The organism is Flavobacterium sp. CFBP9031 (genome assembly GCF_034044945.1).
Lineage (GTDB): Bacteria > Bacteroidota > Bacteroidia > Flavobacteriales > Flavobacteriaceae > Flavobacterium.
The window spans coordinates 1-17,616 of the sequence record NZ_JAXCWF010000015.1 but is presented as its reverse complement, the minus strand read 5'-3'; the positions used below and the strand labels follow the sequence as shown (position 1 = coordinate 17,616).

The window sequence follows — 17,616 nt, the reverse complement described above, 5'->3', positions numbered from 1 at the left end:
TGTCGCATTTTCTAATTAATAGATGGCAAATTTAAAGGAAATCCGTAATAGAATTACTTCCGTTTCATCGACGATGCAGATTACATCGGCTATGAAAATGGTTTCTGCTGCAAAGCTGAAGAAAGCACAAGATGCAATCACTGCAATGCGTCCTTATGCCGAGAAATTAACGGAGTTATTGCAAGATCTTTCTGCTACACTAGAAGGTGAAATAGGAGGAGATTACACTACACAACGTGAAGTAAAAAAAGTATTGTTAGTAGCTGTAACTTCAAATAGAGGTTTATGCGGTGCTTTCAATTCGAATATTATTAAAGAGATTAAAAATCGTACTGAGTTTTATGCTGGAAAGCAAGTTGACGTTTTTGCCATTGGTAAAAAAGGTGGTGATGCTTTAGTTAAAACACATAAAATTCACGGTCATCATAATGCAATTTTTGATCATTTGACATTTGAAAATGTTGCTGGAATTGCAGATAATTTGACTGAGAAATTCTTATCTGGAGAATACGATAGAATTGAGTTAGTATACAATCAGTTTAAAAATGCTGCTACTCAGATTGTTCAAGTAGAGCAGTTTTTACCGTTGGCACCTATTAATACTGATGGTGCTGCTGTTTCTGGAGATTATATTTTTGAACCAGGAAAAGAAGAAATTGTATTAGCTTTAATTCCTAAGTCTTTAAAAACACAATTATACAAAGGTATTCGTGATTCTTTTGCTTCTGAGCATGGAGCACGTATGACTGCAATGCACAAAGCAACAGATAACGCAACTGAATTAAGAAACCAATTAAAATTAACTTACAACAAAGCTCGTCAGGCTGCGATTACAAGTGAGATTTTGGAAATCGTTGGTGGAGCAGAAGCTTTGAATGGATAATTTATCCTATTATATATAAAAAGAAAAGCCAGCTAATGCTGGCTTTTCTTTTATTGGAAGTTTTATTCTTTTTTAAAAATAATTTTATAAAATGGTGATTCTCAAATTACAGTTAAGTTGAGAATCACTACCATTTTATAAAAATAGACAGATAACTCTGCGTGCTTTGTCTTTCATGGGAACAAACTAGCTTTATTAATCCCAATGCTCTGTTTTTTTAAGGGTTACAATACAGCAGAATCAATCCCTTATGCTTTGTCTTTTGTGGGAACAAACAAGCTTTATCAGTCCCAGTGCTCTGTTTTTATTAGGGTTACAATACAGCTGAATCAATCCCTTATGCTTTGTCTTTTATGGGAACAAACAAGCTTTATTAGTCCCAGTGCTTTCTTTTTTTTGAAGGGTTGTTGCTAGCTTTCTCATTCCCTTTGAGACAAATTTAAAAAAACAGTGTAAAAAAAATGTTACATAATTTTCATGTGTATTTTATATATTTCACATGTTGTGTTAAAAAACAGTATAATTATCTGTAAGTAAGGAGATTGATGAAACATTACGAATGTTTCTGTAGTTTTGCTCAGACATTCCTCAGTTAGTCTGCTATCAAGAAGTTTTCAAAGCATTGCTTTTATGTAAAACGTAAAAAAATCGAATTTATTTTTCTGAGATAAAATTAATGTCCAATAAATTAGTTAAAGATTTATAAAAAGAAGAGATAGATGGATGAAAACAGATTCTTTGATGATTATATTTTGAGTATTTTTGACTTCTATTTCATTTTTAAACGATGGCTTTACAAATAAAAGAGCTAACTACCATTGAGGATATGGCTGCTCAAATAAGTACAATTCGATTTTTGTATCCTAATATATCTCTAGAAAAATATCAATCATTTCTTTCTGAAATGGTTCCGCATAACTATATTCAGATTGCAATATTTGAAGATGATATTTGTCTCGGTCTAACAGGTTGCTGGTCGGCTACAAAACTTTGGACGGGAAAATATCTAGAAATTGACAATTTTGTTGTTAATCCGGATCATCGATCTAAAGGAATTGGAAAATTGCTTACCGATTATATAGAGAAAAAAGCAATTGAGTTAAATTGCAGCAGTATAGTTTTGGATGCTTTTACAGGAAATTTTGGAGCACATAGATTCTATTATAACCAAGGATATGCTCCAAAAGGTTTTCATTTTGTCAAAATTTTGGATGAAAAGAAAATGACAGTCTAAGAAACGACCAGAAGTTTTCTTTATTGCATCAACAAAAACTCCATTAAACAAAAGAAATGGTTATTTTTGTCTCACAAACATTATTAGAATTATATTTTGGGATTATATAAAAATCTATTCAAGCAAACGGCAATTTACGGACTGGCGACAGTTTTACCGAGAATGCTAAGTTTTTTATTAGTGAGATTATATACAGGAATTTTGCCTACGGCTGAGTATGGTGAAGTTTCGATCGTATTGTCTTGGATGGTTTTCTTTAACGTGGTTCTTTCTTACGGAATGGAAACTGCGTTTTTTAGATTTTACAGTGCCGAAGAAGATAAGAAAAATGTAATAGCCACTTCGACTATTTCTATATTTTGGACCTCAATAATCTTTCTTTTTGTTGGGTTAATTTTTAGAAACACACTGGCAAATCTAGCCGAAGTTGATGTTCAATACATTACTTATACCGTATGGATTTTAGTTTTAGATGCACTGGTTTTAATTCCGTTTTCTAAACTTAGAGCCAATCAGAGACCGATGGTTTATGCGGCGATCAAGATTGGAAATGTTGTTATAAACTTACTGCTGAATATATTTTTCTTGATTTATCTGCCAAAATTGGCGGCAGAAAATCCGAATTCTGTTTGGGATAATTTATATGTACAAAATTTCCAAATTGCTTATATTTTCATTGCAAACCTTTTGGCAAGTTTGGCAACTTTTATTGTGCTCTCTCCAAATTATCTTTCGCTTGGACGAAAATTCGATCCTGTGCTTTGGAAGAAAATGATGAAGTATGGATTGCCTATTTTAGTGGCTGGACTAGCGTTTGCAGTAAATGAACACTTCGATAAAATTCTATTAGGATATTTACTTCCAGAAAATTTAGCAAAGTCTGAAGTTGGAGCTTATTCTGCTTGTTACAAACTAGGACTATTTATGGTTCTTTTTGCAACTGCTTTCAGATTAGGAATTGAGCCATTCTTTTTTAGTCATGCTAAAAATGAAAATGCACCGCAAACTTATGCGGTAATTACTAAATATTTTGTGATTCTGGGATCATTAATTTTATTAGGTGTAATTGTTTTTGCCGACGTTTTGAAATATTTGTTATTAGATAATAAATCGTATTGGGAAGCCATGAAAGTGGTGCCATTAATTATTTTGGCAAATTTCTTTTTAGGGATTTACAACAATTTATCAGTTTGGTATAAACTGACGGATAAAACAAAAATTGGAGCTTACATTTCTATTGTAGGAGCAATTGTTACCTTGATTTTAAATTATCTATTAATTCCGAAATACAGCTATTATGGTTCTGCAATTGCGACCATTTCAGCTTATGGTAGTATGATGCTTATTTCTTATGTTTTAGGAAATAAATATTACCCGATTCCTTATGACATGAACAAAATTGGCGCTTATCTAGGCGTTTCAATATTGTTTTCAATTATCTCTTTTTACGGATTTAGAGAAAAATATTATGTTGGAATTCCGCTTCTTTTAGTCTTTATGTATATGGTTTACCATTTTGAAAAAGATACTATTAAAGGAATAATGAAGAGAAAATAAGACGCTTTTAAAAATTTTATATTTAAAAATGAAAATTCAAATTATCAATAAATCACAGCACGATTTACCAAATTACGAAACGATTGCTTCTGCAGGTATGGACTTGCGTGCCAATATTATAGAACCAATTACGTTAAAGCCTTTAGAAAGAACTATTGTAAAAACAGGACTTTTTATCGAATTGCCAATTGGTTACGAAGCACAAGTAAGACCAAGAAGCGGTCTGGCTGCAAAAAAAGGCGTAACGGTTTTAAATTCGCCAGGAACTATTGATGCAGATTACAGAGGAGAAATAGGAGTAATTTTAGTAAATTTATCTAATGACGATTTTGTAATCGAAAATGGAGAACGAATTGCACAGCTGATTATTGCTAAACATGAAAGAGCAGAATGGATCGAAGTTGAAACACTTACTGAAACATCAAGAGGTGAAGGAGGCTTTGGAAGCACTGGAGTGAAATAATAAAAAAGAAAGACCAAACCCAATGAAGATTTTTATAAAATCTTCACATAAAATCAAATAAGAAAATGAAGATAATTGTGCCAATGGCGGGCCGTGGATCAAGATTGAGGCCTCATACATTAACCGTTCCAAAACCATTAATTCCAGTTGCAGGAAAATCTATCGTTCACCGTTTAGTAGAAGATATTGCAAAAATTTTAAAGGAACCAATTGAAGAAGTTGCTTTTATTTTAGGAGACGAGGCTTTTTTTGGAGATGATGTTGTAGCAAGTCTAGAAGATCTAGCAAAAGGATTAGGGGCTAAAGCTTCTATCTATCGTCAGGATCAGCCTTTAGGAACTGGACATGCGATTATGTGTGCGAAGGATTCTCTTTCTGGACCAGCTGTAATTGCTTACGCAGATACTTTAATTAGAGCTGATTTTGAATTAGATCCAGAAGCAGATGCTGTAATCTGGGTAAAACAAGTAGATCAGCCAGAGGCTTTTGGTGTTGTAAAACTAAACCAAAATAATGAAATTGTAGAATTGGTTGAAAAACCAAAAGAGTTTGTAAGCGATTTAGCCGTTATCGGAATTTATTATTTTAAAGAAGTTGGAGTTTTAAGAAACGAACTTCAAAATGTTTTGGATAATAACATTCAGAATGGTGGAGAATACCAGATAAATGATGGTATCAAAGCGATGATGGCAAACGGAAAAGTTTTTAAAACTGGAAGCGTTGATGAGTGGATGGATTGCGGAAACAAAGATGTTACCGTTGAAACGAATACTAGAATGTTAGGTTTTCTTCACAATGATGGCGAGCATTTAGTAGATTATGGTGTGACGTTAGAGAATTCAACTATTATTCCGCCTTGTTATATTGGAGAAAATGTGGTCTTGAAAAATACGACAATCGGACCAAATGTTTCTCTTGGAAATGGATGCCACGTAACAGACAGTATTATCAAAAACAGTTTGGTACAAACGTATTCTAAAATTAAAAATGCTAATCTTGATAATGCAATGATTGGAAACCATGTAAGTTACGATGGTAAATTTACAAGCATCAGCATTGGAGATTACGCTGTTTTAGAATAAAATAAAAATTAGCAAAATTTCGTTTTGTTTAAAATGTAATTTTTACAAATGATAAAAAAAAGAGTTTTTACAGTTTTGTTTTTTGCTTTCTTCAGCGCATCATTTTCGGTTTTTGCACAGACAGAACCCGAAGATATTGCCATGGCACCAGACGAATACCAAGACTCGTTTTATGAATCTTTAAAACAAAAAGGAATTGAAAATTATGATAAAGCCATTGTATCATTGGAGAAATGTATCAAACTGAAACCCAATGATGCAGTTGCTTATTTTGAATTAGGAAAAAACTATCTGGCGCTTAAACAATATCCAAACGCGCAAGATGCTTTTGAAAAAGCAACACAGCTTGATCCTAAAAACAAATGGTTTTGGCTTGGAATTTACGATGTAAGTTATGAGACAAAAAACTATCCGCTGGCAATTGAAATTATTCAAAAAATAATTGCTTTTGACGAAGAATATAAAGACGATTTGATTTCGTTATACATGATTACCAATCAGTATGACAAGGCATTGACAGCGATTAACGAAATGAACGATAAGTTCGGAAAATCGTCTGATCGCGAAATTTATAAAGCGCAGATTTTATCGCAAGGAAAATATCAGAATGCCGAAATTGATAATTTGATTCAACAGATTAAAAAAGATCCAAAAGAAGAATCGAATTATTTGAATCTCATTCTTTTATATTCAAAAAATAATGAAAATGAGAAATCGCTTGAAGTAGCAAAACAGCTGGCAAAAGAGATACCAAATTCTGAATGGGCGCAGGTAAGTTTATTTAAAACTTATTTAGATGCCAATCAGGCCGATAAAGCTATAAAATCAATGAATGTGATTTTAGCAAGCTCAAAAATTGATTCAAAAATCAAACATAGAACTTTGAATGAGTTTTTGATTTATGTAAATAAAAATCCACAGTATTCTGCCGATTTAGAAAAAGCCATTTCTTATTTTGACAATGATAAAGATGTTGACGTAGCCAAAGAAATTGGAAAGTTTTATCACAGCAAAGGACAATTTGAAAATGCCATTAAATATTATGAAAAAGATTTAAAAGCAAATTCAGATACTGATCTTGAAACCAATATGTTATTGCTGGACGCATATGCCCAGGCAAAACAATACGAGCCAATGACCAAAAGAGCCATGATGCTGATCGAAGTTTATCCGAGTCAGGCTCAATTTTATTACTATGCAGGTTTAGGAAGCAATCAGCTTAAACAGTTTAAAAATGCAAAAACCGTTTTAGAAATGGGTCTTGATTATGTGGTGGATGACGTAAAATTAGAATCAAATTTTAATATTCAGTTAGGAGAGGCATACAATGGATTGGGAGATGCAAAGAAAAAAGAGGAATACTTTTTGAAGGCAAATGAATTATTAAAGAAGAAAAAATAAAAAAGAGAATTCAGATGAAAAAATATATATCAATACTAGTATTGTCTATTGCTGTAATTTCATGTAAATCGAAAGCAGTAGCAGTACAGGGAAATACAAGCCAGACAATTGCACCAAAAGAAGACAAAAAAGTAATCGAAAAACATTATGATAATAAGTTAGATTTTTCGACTTTATACATCAAAGCAAGTGCAAAATATGTTGATGAAAAACAAAGCCAAAATGTTACGGCTGAGATTAGAATCGAAAAAGATAAACAGATTTTAATAAGCATTCGTTTCTTAGGAATAACAATGGCAAAAGCTTTAATAACACCTGATGCAGTAAGTTATTATGAGAAAATAAACAGTACATATTACGAAGGTGATTTTACTAGTTTAAGCAAATGGTTAGGAACAGATTTAGATTATTCTAAAGTTCAGAATCTGTTGATTGGAGAAGCATTTGATGATTTAAGAAAAGGAAAATATACTCAAACTATTGTAGATAATCTTTTTAGGCTAGACGAAGAAAAAGATGCCAATTTGAAAAAAACCTTTTTCTTAGACGGAGAGAAATATTTAATTCAGAAAGAAGAAATTTCGCAGCCATCAGAAAACAGAACTTTACAAATTGCGTATTCTGACACTAAAAATTTTAATCAAGGAGCCTTACCAACAAGCATCGAAATTAATGCAGTGCAGCCAAAAGGCAAAACAAGTATTAACTTGAATTACAATAATATTTCATTTAATGAAGAACTTTCTTTTCCGTATAGTGTTCCAAGCGGTTATAAAAAAGTTACAATTAAGTAAATTTGCAAAAATAAAAATAGAAAGATGCCAAAATTTCTCCTAAGTCTAGTTTTAGTTTGTGCCACTACATTTGTATGGGCGCAAGATTCTCAGCAAGAAAAACTGGAGCAGCGTAAAGCTCAAATTCAGCAGGAAATCAGAGATAACGAAAAGATGCTACAGTCTGTTCGAAAAAAAGAGAAATCTGCTGTAAATGAATATTTAATTCAGGCAAACAAAATCAAGCTAAAAGAGAAATTAATCAATACTACAGCAAAACAAGAAAAACTGATTAGTAATGATATGTACATTAATCAGGTTCAGGTTAATAAACTTAAAAAAGAATTGAAAGTTCTAAAGGAAGACTATGCCGAGATGATTTTAAAATCATACAAAAGCCGTTCTGAACAGAGTCGTGCTATGTTCATTTTATCTTCTGAAAGTTTCTTACAAGCTTATAAAAGAGCGCAATACCTAAAACAATATACTGCTTTCAGAAAAAATCAAGGTCTTGAAATTCAGTCCAAAACGGCTCAATTAGTAGATTTTAATGCTAAATTGGATGGTCAAAGACAAATAAAAAAGAAGGTAATTGCTGAAAACCAGAAAGAGAAAGTTACGTTGGAAGCAGAGAAAAAAGAACAACAGAAATTAGTTAATGCCCTTAAAAAGGATAAGAATAAAATTGCTGCAGATATCAGATCAAAACAAAGTGAAGCGAAAAGAATTGACAAACAAATTGATCGTTTAATTCGTGAAGCCATTGCTGAAGCCAATAGAAAAGCAGCTGCAGAAAGAGCAAAAGCGAATCCAGGATCTAGCGAAGCAAAAGCACCAGTGTCTTCTTCTAAAATTGCATTGACACCAGAAGACAAAATTTTAGCTGCAGATTTTAAAGCCAACAGAGGAAGATTACCATGGCCAGTTGAAAAAGGATTTATTTCTCTTGGATATGGAGATCAGCCACACCCATTGCATCCTTCAATTACAGTTCACAATTCTGGAGTTGAGATTACAACAGAAGACGGGGCAAGCGCTAGAGCAGTATTTGCTGGAGAAGTTTCTAAAGTAATCGTTTTATCACCTGTGAATAAAGCAGTCGTGATTCAGCATGGAGACTTTTTCACGGTATATCAAAATTTAAGCTCTGTTTCGGTTAGCCAAGGAGATAAAGTGACTATCAAGCAAAATATTGGAAAAGTAAGAACAAGTGGAGATACGGGAAAAACAATTATTAAATTCTTGATTCTTCAAAATACATCAAATAATAATCCAGAAGGATGGCTGCAAAGTAGATAAAGTTCTTCCAAAGATTATCCTATAAAAAATCCTTTCCATCAAACTGATGGAAAGGATTTTCTGTTTTAATTGCTTACGTTATCAGGATTTTGAATTAATGCAGGATTAGAATCTAAATCGTATCGCGGAATTTTAAATAAGAAATTTTTAGAAGGAATAAATTGTAAAGGGTTGTTTACGTACATGTTGATTCCGTTGTCATTTCCATATTTGACATGTTCAGAAACATTTTTTCCAATGCGATTGGTTCTTAATTCATCAAAAAACAATAATCCCTCTCCAACAAATTCCCATCCTCTTTCTTTATAAATGGCATCTGCAAATTGCTCTTTGCTTAAGCCTGGAGTTAAATCTGGCAGTTTTGCTCTGTTTCGTACTTTGTTTACATACGCGTAAGCGGCAGCAGGACCGTTGATTTCATTTTCTGCTTCGGCATAATCTAGCAACACATCGGCATAACGAATGACATAAGAATTTGCCTGAGGTTTTTTTAGCGAAGCAGAACTTTCGGTTCTGTCATAAAATTTCAGATTTCCTGGCGAGGCTGTTTTCCATCCTTTAGAGCCGGGAAAGAAACCTTTGTCAGCTGGAACAAATTCGATAGTTTGCAAAATATGACTTGAATTTCCTTTTTCAGTGACATTTACTTTTGTTAAAAAACTACCTTCTTTTCTTGTATCATCATTGCTATAAGAAAGATAATGCTGAATTGAAGGACCAAATCTGTGATACATATAACAGCCCAATGTCGTCTCAGTTATATTTACACCAAACATAACATGGTTATTGTTGTATTCATTTTCGACACCACCATACTGCATTTCAAAAACAGATTCTATTCCGTTTTTATTGTTGATGTTCCACCAAAACCATAAATCTTTAAAGCTGGATTGTAAATCGTATTGACCAGACTGAATAACTTTTGCAGTATAATCTTTAGACTTTTGAAAAAAGGTTTTATCTCCCGTCATGCTTCCTCGAGTAAGATACAAATCTCCTAGTAAAGCTTGAGCAGCTCCTTTTGAAGCTCTCCAAATATTATCTCTTTGGTAGCCGGATTTTTGAGGTAAATTTTCTTCGGCATATTCAAGATCGGCAATAATGTAAGCGTAGGTTTCCTCAGTTGTTTTTCGTGGTATTGCTAAATTCTTTAAACCTTCAGTAAAAGTTTCCGGAATTGGGACACCTCCATACATACGAACTAAATTGTAATACGTTGCCGCCCTCAGAAATCTTGCTTCGGCAAAATATCTTTTTTTAAGCGTTTCGTCCATTTCAACATCTTCCCCTCTGCCAATAACTAAATTTGCTCGGTTGATGATGTTGTAGGCATCATCCCAATTGGTAATCACCATTTTATCAGCATTATTCATGTCTGACCATACGTTCCAAAGTTGGGCATCGTCTTTTGCGTAAGCAGGCGAACCAAATTCGGTTAACACTTCCAAATACATAATATATTTGTAATTGCCATTAAATCCGTTTTGATAACCATCGTAAACGCTTACCAAAGCAGTATTTAATTCATCTGCATTTTTATAGTAATTACCAGGCGATAGGAAAGTAAATGGTTCTTCAGCCAAATCGGTGCACTGTGAAAAAAGCAGTAATGCACAACCGGAAAAGATATATTTTAGAATTTTCATTTGTATAGTTTTTTAAATTAAAATTTCGCAGTAAAACCAATCAGCATTGTTTTTACATAAGGAGAAGTTACATTTCCACTTTCTGGATTATATCCTCTGTGGTTGGCAATATTGATAAAGTTCTGCGCATTCACATACACGTTTAACTGTTTTACCCAATCAACACTTTTGATTACGCTAGATAAATTGTAAGCTAGTTTAATGTTTTTAACTACAAAATAATTCCAATCTCCGTTTGTACGATCAGACAGGTATACATCTTTAGCACCTGCTCTTGGGAAATTTCCAGACGGATTTGTCGGACTCCACATTCTATCATAAGCATATTGAGTCGGAATATAATTTCTGTTCTGAATCTGGTTTTCACCAAAAATCATATAATTGCTATCTTCATCAGAAGCTAGACCAGTTGCCCCTTGTCCGTAAATGTCTAAGGTCAAATTCTTATAACTTAGATTAGTTGATATTCCGTAAAAGAAATCAGGAGAAGTTGTTCCGATATTTACGTAATCGTCATTATTAATGATTTTATCGTTGTTTTTGTCCACATACATTTCTTCTCCAAGCTGTGCTGTTGGACGTATTTGCTGATAAGCCGTCAGTTGTTCCTGAGTTTTAATAATACCAGCAGATTCTCTTGCCCAAACACTATTTACAGGTTGGCCTACAATTAAATATTTAGCAATTCCAGCAGAAGAACTTCCAACATTTATGCGGCTAACATCTCCATAAAGGCTCACAATTTCGTTTTTGTTTTTAGAGAAATTACCGCTTATATCCCACTTAAAATTAGAGTCTATTACTTTTACTCTTGCCGTAACTTCAAAACCAATATTTTTGACTTCGCCAATATTCTGAAGCATACTAGAATAACCAGAAGTGGTAGGAATAGGAACGTTGTATAAAAGATCTGAAGTTTGTCTCTGATAAAAATCTAAGTTCAAATCAAATCTTTTCCATAAGCTTAAATCGACTCCAGCATTGTACTGAATGTTGCGTTCCCATTTCAAATCAGGATTTCCAATTGTCTCCACAAATCCAAAAATCGGATTGTTATCGTACACATAATTTGCTTTAACAAGTTTAGACAAAGATTGATAATTACCAATTTCCTGATTACCTGTGACACCATAACTTGCTCTAAGTTTTAAAGCAGAAATTACATTACTGTCTTTAAGAAAATTTTCTTTGTCAACATTCCAGCCGAGTCCCACAGAAGGGAAAAATCCCCATTTGTTGTTGCTTCCAAAACGAGACGATCCATCATAACGACCAGTTAAGGTTATAAGATATTTTTCGTTGTAAGCATAAGAAGTTCTAGCTGTCCATGAAATTAATTTGCTCGAATATTTGTTAGAAGAATTGGTAATACTTGCTCGATCTGCATAAGTGATATCATTTGCTCCTGTAGCATCATTTTGAAAACCAGAGCCTTTTACGCCCAAATCTTCATAAACATATTCTTGCCATGAATAAACCGCTGTTGCAGTAAGACTATGTTTATCTTTCCAAGTATTAGCATAACTTAAAATATTGTCGGTTAGCTGAGAGCTTTGTCTTCTGTAATATTGTCCTCCAGTTCCTGTGTTTCCAGATCCAATTCCAGCAGTAGATTTTGAAGTATAATATTCATATTGTTTTTCATTAGAAATATCTACGCCATAATTCGTTTTAAAAGTCAAATTTTTGGCAAGTTTAAAATGCGCATACACATCGCCAAGAATACGATCTGTAGAAATTTCGTTTGTCATTTCAAATGCCTCCGAAACAGGATTCCAAGTTCCTTCAAAATAAGAACTTACCGCAGGATCTTCTGTAGCATAATACCAGCTTCCATCTGGATTTTTTACAGGTATTGTTGGCCAGCCGTATCTGAAAATGTCTCCAGTCGGATTGTTTCGAATATCTCTTTGCGAACGACCCACTTGTAAATGTGTTCCAACTGTAAGCCAAGGTTTGTACTCGTGATTTAAATTGGTTCTAAGAGTCAGTTTTTTAAAACCAGACGCTTCTACGATTCCATCTTGCGAAAAAATATTTCCAGAAAGCAGATAAGTTGTGTTGTCTTTTCCTCCACTAAAAGACAAAGAATAGTTTTGCATAAGCGCCATATTCTGGATAATTTCGTCTTGCCAGTCTGTGTTAATATTTGGGGCAGGATTGGTAGCAGAGTAAACAGGTTTTCCAGTAGAATACGTGTAGGCATCATTTATAAAATTGACAAAACTATCTCTGCTTAACGTTTTAGGAAGTCGGGTAGGAGTTGAGATTCCTTGAGTACCAACGATCTCTAAATTATTTTGCCCTTTTTTACCTCTTTTTGTAGTAATCAAGATAACACCGTTTGCTCCTCTGGATCCGTAAATTGCGGCCGAAGAAGCATCTTTTAGAATCTCCATAGATTCAATGTCGTTAGAACTAATGTCGTTTAAGTTGCTGTTGACTAGCGGAAAACCATCAACAACAATTAAAGGATCATTGCCTGCACTGACAGATCCGTTTCCACGAATTCTTATTTTCGGAGAAGAGCCTGGAGAAGAATCGTTGTTTAAAACGGCAACACCGGCCGCTCGTCCCTGAACAGCTTCTAATGGGTTTGAACTGGTAACGGTATTAAGAACATCTCCTTTAATTTGTGCGATCGATCCCGTTAAATCACTTTTTTTCATAGTTCCATAACCCACAACAACTACTTCTTTGAGCTCGGCAACTTCATCGCTTAATGTGATATCTATAATGGAAGACTGTTCAACCGTTTTTTCGATTGTTTTAGAACCAGTAGAACTAAAAATTAAAACGTTTCCTGTATTGGCGTTTATGGAATATTTTCCATCAAAGTCGGAAATGGTGTTGATTTGTGAGCCCTTTACGACAATATTCGCGCCGGGAATTGGAATTCCGTTGGAATCCGTGATTGATCCACTTACCATTTTGTTTTGCGCTAGTGTGGTTAGATGCACAAAAATGGAAAAGATCAAAATTAACAAATGGCTAATTTTGTTTTTCATAAGAATAGATTTCGGTTAGTTAAAGTTGTTTAAACTTATTTATAACGGAAACCCTTAGTATCCTGTTCTATCCTGTTAGTTTTGAATTGAATAAGTTCTTTTTACAAGAATCCCTGAGTCTTTTTTTCTTTGAAACGCTGATTTACTGCTTTTTAAGTTTAGTAGTACTAATTTTATTTTTATCAAAAAAAATGTAAAATTTTAACAATAATAAAATTATTTAATAATCAAATATGGGTTGATTTTTTGTTGTGATGTTTAATAAATTGTATAATTTATTGAAATATGTGTTGTATAAAAAAACAAAAGTGGCAGAAGAATGCTCTGCCACTTTTAAGAATAAATGTATGTAAGATGAATATTTGTTAATCGTACTGTTCTAAGAGATATTTCATGACATCAGTTGTAGTAACAATTCCTTTCAATTCTCCATTGTCAACAACCGGAAGAGCATGAAATTCTTCTTTCACAAAAATTTCGGCTAAATCTCTTATTATGGTATCAGATGATACTGTTTTGGGTCTCGAAGTCATAACCTGAGAAATAGTTAGCATTTCTAATATCGCTTCATCGGCATTTTCCTGACCTTCAAATAAAGCTCCAAAAGTTAATCGGTTTATATCAGTTCGGCTAATAATTCCAACAACTTCTTTACCTTTTACAATCGGAATGTGACGTATTGTATGTGCTTTTAATTTTTCGACTACTTTTTTAAGATCATCTTTTTCGTTTGCAGTAACTACGGTTTTAGTCATAATATGACTAATTGGTTCTCTTTTTTTCATGATAGATTAGTTTTATATTTATATCAAATATGTAGAATAATTCCCTCAAAAGCCATGACCTTTATCAGCTTTTAAAACAATTAAAAGAGCATGTAATACGACTAAATTTTAGTATTTTTGCAGTATGGAAACAAATAGACAGAAAAAAATAGGCGGTGTTATTCAGAAAGATCTGGTTGACATTTTGCAAGGTGAAGTGAGAAAAAACGGAATTACAAATTTGGTAATTTCTGTATCCAAAGTGAGTGTAACTACAGATTTATCTGTGGCGACAGTATATTTAAGTATTTTTCCACAAGAAAAAGCCAAAGAAACTTTAGAGGCAATTAAAACCAATACCACTTTAATCAAACATGATTTATCACAACGTGTTCGTTTGCAATTGCGCCGTGTTCCAAATTTAGTATTCTTCATAGATGATTCATTAGATTACATCGAGAAAATAGACAATGCACTTGCAGGAAAAGAAAACCCAATAGAAAACAGAGATCTTTTAGAAAAAAGAAGAAAATCATAATTTGAATTTCCCCTTATACATAGCCAAACGTTATATTTTTAGTAGCAGTAAAAACAATGCTATCAATATCATCAATCGTATTGCCAGCATGGGAATCATTGTTGGAACAATGGCTTTGTTTGTGGTTTTATCTGTTTTTAGCGGATTAAAGGTTTTTAGTCTTTCGTTTACAAACGAAATTGATCCGGACTTAAAATTGACAAATACCTATGGAAAGTCTTTTTTACTTACTCCCGATCAGGAAAACGAAATTAAGAAAATCAATGGTGTTGCTTCTTATACCAAAATTATAGAAGAGCGTGTTTTGTTTTTATTTAAAGACAAACAGCAAGTTACTTATCTAAAAGGAGTTGATAGTGTTTATCCAGTTGTTAACGATATTAAGAAAAAACTCTTTAATGGACAGTGGCTCAAACCAGACAGTTATCAGGTTGTAATTGGTTACGGATTAGCTCAAAATTTCTCAATGGGAATTCTTGATTTTGAAAACCCACTTCAGGTTTTTGCTCCTAAACCAGGAAAAGGCGCAATCGAAAATCCAGAAGAAGCGTTCACTAAAACCGATGTTTTGCCTGTTGGAATTTATTCGATTAGTGAAGATTTAGATTCAAAATATGTATTTGCAGATTTAGGATTGACACAAGAATTGCTAATGTACAAACCAAATCAAATCTCGGGAATTGAATTTAAATTAAAAGAAAATGCAGATGAGGGAGTAGTAAAGACACAGCTCAAATCTATTTTTAAAGAAAAAATCACTTTAAAAAATAGAGCACAACTGAACGAGTCTTTGTATAGAATGCTAAATACCGAAAACATTGCAGTTTATCTGATTTTTACATTAGTAATTATTGTGGCTCTTTTTAATTTGATTGGCGCATTGATTATGATGATTTTAGAAAAGAAAGGAAATCTTAAAACGCTGTTCAACTTAGGAACAGACATCACTGGACTTCGAAAAATATTTTTGCTTCAAGGCACTTTATTGAGTGTTTTTGGTGGTTTAATTGGACTTGCTTTAGGTATAATCCTTGTCCTATTACAGCAGAAGTTTGAACTTATCATGATCACGCCAACTTTGGCTTACCCTGTTGTTTTTACAATAGAAAATGTTCTAATAGTAATGACGACCATTATTTCATTAGGGTTTGTTGCTTCATTAATTGCAAGCAGCCGAGTAAGTAAAAAATTACTGGATTAATTTCTTCTTTAGAAATATTACTTATATTTACTGCCTTGAAAATCTACAGCATATGATTGTTTCTGCCTAATCCTATTTTATTTTTTTAGATAATTAGGATACTTACGTTTACTTTTTTAGTTCAGATTAAGATACATCTGGACCAATTTTATTATTTATCCTAAAATATCATGACAGAAACATCTATAAAGAAAAGCTTCTTTTCTAAAATTTTTACCACACTAAAACAAGCCTTAAAAGGCGACGAATCTTTTGATTATACTTCTGGGAGTATCAAAAAAGCAGTAATTCTACTAGCCATTCCGATGGTTTTAGAAATGATGATGGAATCGGTTTTTGCTTTAGTCGATTTATATTTCGTTGGGCATTTAGAACATAGCAGTTTTGCCATTCAGACCGTCGGTTTGACTGAATCTGTATTGACAGTAATTTATTCTCTCGCAATTGGAATGAGTATGGCAGCAACAGCAGTTGTGGCACGAAGAATTGGAGAAAAAGATCCTGTCGCTGCGGCAAAAGCTGGAATGCAAGCCATCATAATTGCATTTGCAGTTAACAGTTTGATGAGCATCTTTGGAGTTATTTATGCCAAAGAGATTTTAATTTTGATGGGATCTTCTGTAGAATCTGCCGAACATGGTTTCCGATTTACTCAGATTATGATTGGCTCTAGTTTGTGCATTATGCTTTTGTTCTTAATAAATGGAATCTTTCGCGGAGCAGGAAATGCAGCTATTGCCATGAAAAGTCTTTGGATTGCGAACATTTGTAACATTATTTTATGTCCAGTTCTAATTAATGGTTTCGGACCAATTCCCGCTTTCGGACTAGTTGGTGCAGCTTTGGCAACCACTATCGGAAGAAGTATTGGGGTATTATATCAGGTCTACCATTTGTTTTTTGGGAATGGCATTTTAAAAATTAAGATTCCTTATTTTGCTCCCGATTTTAAACAAATACGCGCTTTAGTAAAAATTGCAGCACCTGGAATTCTACAGTTCGTGATTGCTTCTTGTAGCTGGATTTTCTTAGCTCAGTTAGTTGCGACGACGGGTGGCGATCATGGTTCTGCAGGTTATCAGACGGCTTTAAGAATTATGATGTTTTTCATACTTCCAGCTTGGGGATTGAGTAATGCCGCTGCGACTTTGGTTGGACAGAATTTAGGAGCCAAACAAATTGAACGCGCAGAAAAATCGGTTTATACAACAGCCAGATATAATGTAATTTTCATGGCTTCGATTATGATTATTACGTTGGTTTTTGGACAGTATATTATTTCGTTTTTCACGAATGACGAGCAAGTAAAAACCATTGCAATTGAAGCATTGCAAATCATGAGCATAGGATTTATTTTCTACGGAATTGGAATGGTTTTAATCAATACTTTCAATGGAGCAGGAGATACTTGGACACCAACTGGAATTAACTTTTTTGGTTTTTGGCTGTTTCAAATTCCGCTGGCTTATGTATTAGCAAAACATTTCAATATGGGACCAACGGGAGTTTTTATTGCTATTCCTGTTGCTGAAACTGCGATAACTTTGGCTGGGATATTTTTCTATAAAAGAGGAAAATGGAAACGAGTTCAAGTATAATAATAACAAAAGCCCTTCAAAACTTGAAGGGCTTTTTTGTGTCAGTATCTTTTCGAAACTAGTTCACACATTTTTGTCATTTCTGTAAAAGTCACTTATTTCGGTAACGGATTTATCATTTCGATTGGCTTTTTTCCATCAATTCCCTGATGTGGCCTTTCGTGATTAT

The 17,616-nt window shown here is 33.4% G+C and carries 14 protein-coding genes; 11 read left to right on the top strand and 3 right to left on the bottom strand.

All coding sequences use genetic code 11. The features are described from left to right. The first annotated feature begins 22 nt into the window (after positions 1-22). From atpG to SOM12_RS21080, 8 genes are all read left to right on the top strand, one after another. Positions 23-883 carry an ATP synthase F1 subunit gamma gene (gene atpG / locus SOM12_RS21115; RefSeq protein WP_320495311.1) on the top strand — a complete coding sequence of 287 codons (861 nt, stop codon included), beginning with the start codon at positions 23-25 and terminating at the stop codon, positions 881-883. A gap of 787 nt (positions 884-1,670) precedes the next feature. Then, on the top strand, positions 1,671-2,117 hold the full coding sequence (locus SOM12_RS21110) for a GNAT family N-acetyltransferase (RefSeq protein ID WP_095930608.1): 447 nt from the start codon (positions 1,671-1,673) through the stop codon (positions 2,115-2,117). Positions 2,118-2,213: 96 nt separating this feature from the next. Next, on the top strand, positions 2,214-3,674 hold the full coding sequence (locus tag SOM12_RS21105) for a lipopolysaccharide biosynthesis protein (RefSeq protein ID WP_095930609.1): 1,461 nt from the start codon (positions 2,214-2,216) through the stop codon (positions 3,672-3,674). 28 nt (positions 3,675-3,702) lie between these two features. Continuing rightward, positions 3,703-4,137, top strand: coding sequence for a dUTP diphosphatase (gene dut / locus SOM12_RS21100; protein ID WP_198855027.1), 435 nt, complete (start codon positions 3,703-3,705; stop codon positions 4,135-4,137). Positions 4,138-4,202: 65 nt separating this feature from the next. Then, on the top strand, positions 4,203-5,219 hold the full coding sequence (locus SOM12_RS21095) for a sugar phosphate nucleotidyltransferase (RefSeq protein WP_320495309.1): 1,017 nt from the start codon (positions 4,203-4,205) through the stop codon (positions 5,217-5,219). A 48-nt stretch (positions 5,220-5,267) separates the two neighbouring features. Beyond that, positions 5,268-6,620: a tetratricopeptide repeat protein gene (locus SOM12_RS21090; protein WP_320495307.1), complete on the top strand. Its 1,353-nt coding sequence runs from the start codon at positions 5,268-5,270 to the stop codon at positions 6,618-6,620. 14 nt (positions 6,621-6,634) lie between these two features. Continuing rightward, positions 6,635-7,414 (top strand): DUF4292 domain-containing protein, encoded by a 780-nt coding sequence (locus SOM12_RS21085; RefSeq protein WP_320495305.1) that lies wholly within the window; start codon positions 6,635-6,637, stop codon positions 7,412-7,414. Between the two features lie 24 nt (positions 7,415-7,438). Further along, positions 7,439-8,692, top strand: coding sequence for a murein hydrolase activator EnvC family protein (locus SOM12_RS21080; RefSeq protein ID WP_320495303.1), 1,254 nt, complete (start codon positions 7,439-7,441; stop codon positions 8,690-8,692). Positions 8,693-8,757: 65 nt separating this feature from the next. Here SOM12_RS21080 and SOM12_RS21075 read toward each other — a convergent pair whose 3' ends face one another. The 3 genes from SOM12_RS21075 to SOM12_RS21065 all read right to left on the bottom strand — a co-directional run bounded on the left by SOM12_RS21075 (position 8,758) and on the right by SOM12_RS21065 (position 14,131). Next, positions 8,758-10,338 carry a RagB/SusD family nutrient uptake outer membrane protein gene (locus SOM12_RS21075; RefSeq protein WP_320495301.1) on the bottom strand — a complete coding sequence of 527 codons (1,581 nt, stop codon included), beginning with the start codon at positions 10,336-10,338 and terminating at the stop codon, positions 8,758-8,760. A gap of 17 nt (positions 10,339-10,355) precedes the next feature. After that, positions 10,356-13,346, bottom strand: coding sequence for a TonB-dependent receptor (locus SOM12_RS21070; protein WP_320495299.1), 2,991 nt, complete (start codon positions 13,344-13,346; stop codon positions 10,356-10,358). 365 nt (positions 13,347-13,711) lie between these two features. Continuing rightward, on the bottom strand, positions 13,712-14,131 hold the full coding sequence (locus SOM12_RS21065; protein WP_320495297.1) for a CBS domain-containing protein: 420 nt from the start codon (positions 14,129-14,131) through the stop codon (positions 13,712-13,714). Between the two features lie 124 nt (positions 14,132-14,255). On the opposite strand from SOM12_RS21065, the gene rbfA reads away from it, so the two are divergent. The 3 genes from rbfA to SOM12_RS21050 all read left to right on the top strand — a co-directional run bounded on the left by rbfA (position 14,256) and on the right by SOM12_RS21050 (position 17,447). After that, complete coding sequence (gene rbfA, locus SOM12_RS21060) at positions 14,256-14,648, top strand: 30S ribosome-binding factor RbfA (RefSeq protein ID WP_095930618.1); 393 nt, start codon at positions 14,256-14,258, stop codon at positions 14,646-14,648. Position 14,649: 1 nt separating this feature from the next. Further along, on the top strand, positions 14,650-15,849 hold the full coding sequence (locus SOM12_RS21055) for an ABC transporter permease (RefSeq protein WP_320495295.1): 1,200 nt from the start codon (positions 14,650-14,652) through the stop codon (positions 15,847-15,849). Positions 15,850-16,019: 170 nt separating this feature from the next. Beyond that, positions 16,020-17,447, top strand: coding sequence for an MATE family efflux transporter (locus SOM12_RS21050; RefSeq protein WP_095930620.1), 1,428 nt, complete (start codon positions 16,020-16,022; stop codon positions 17,445-17,447). Positions 17,448-17,616: the final 169 nt, after the last annotated feature.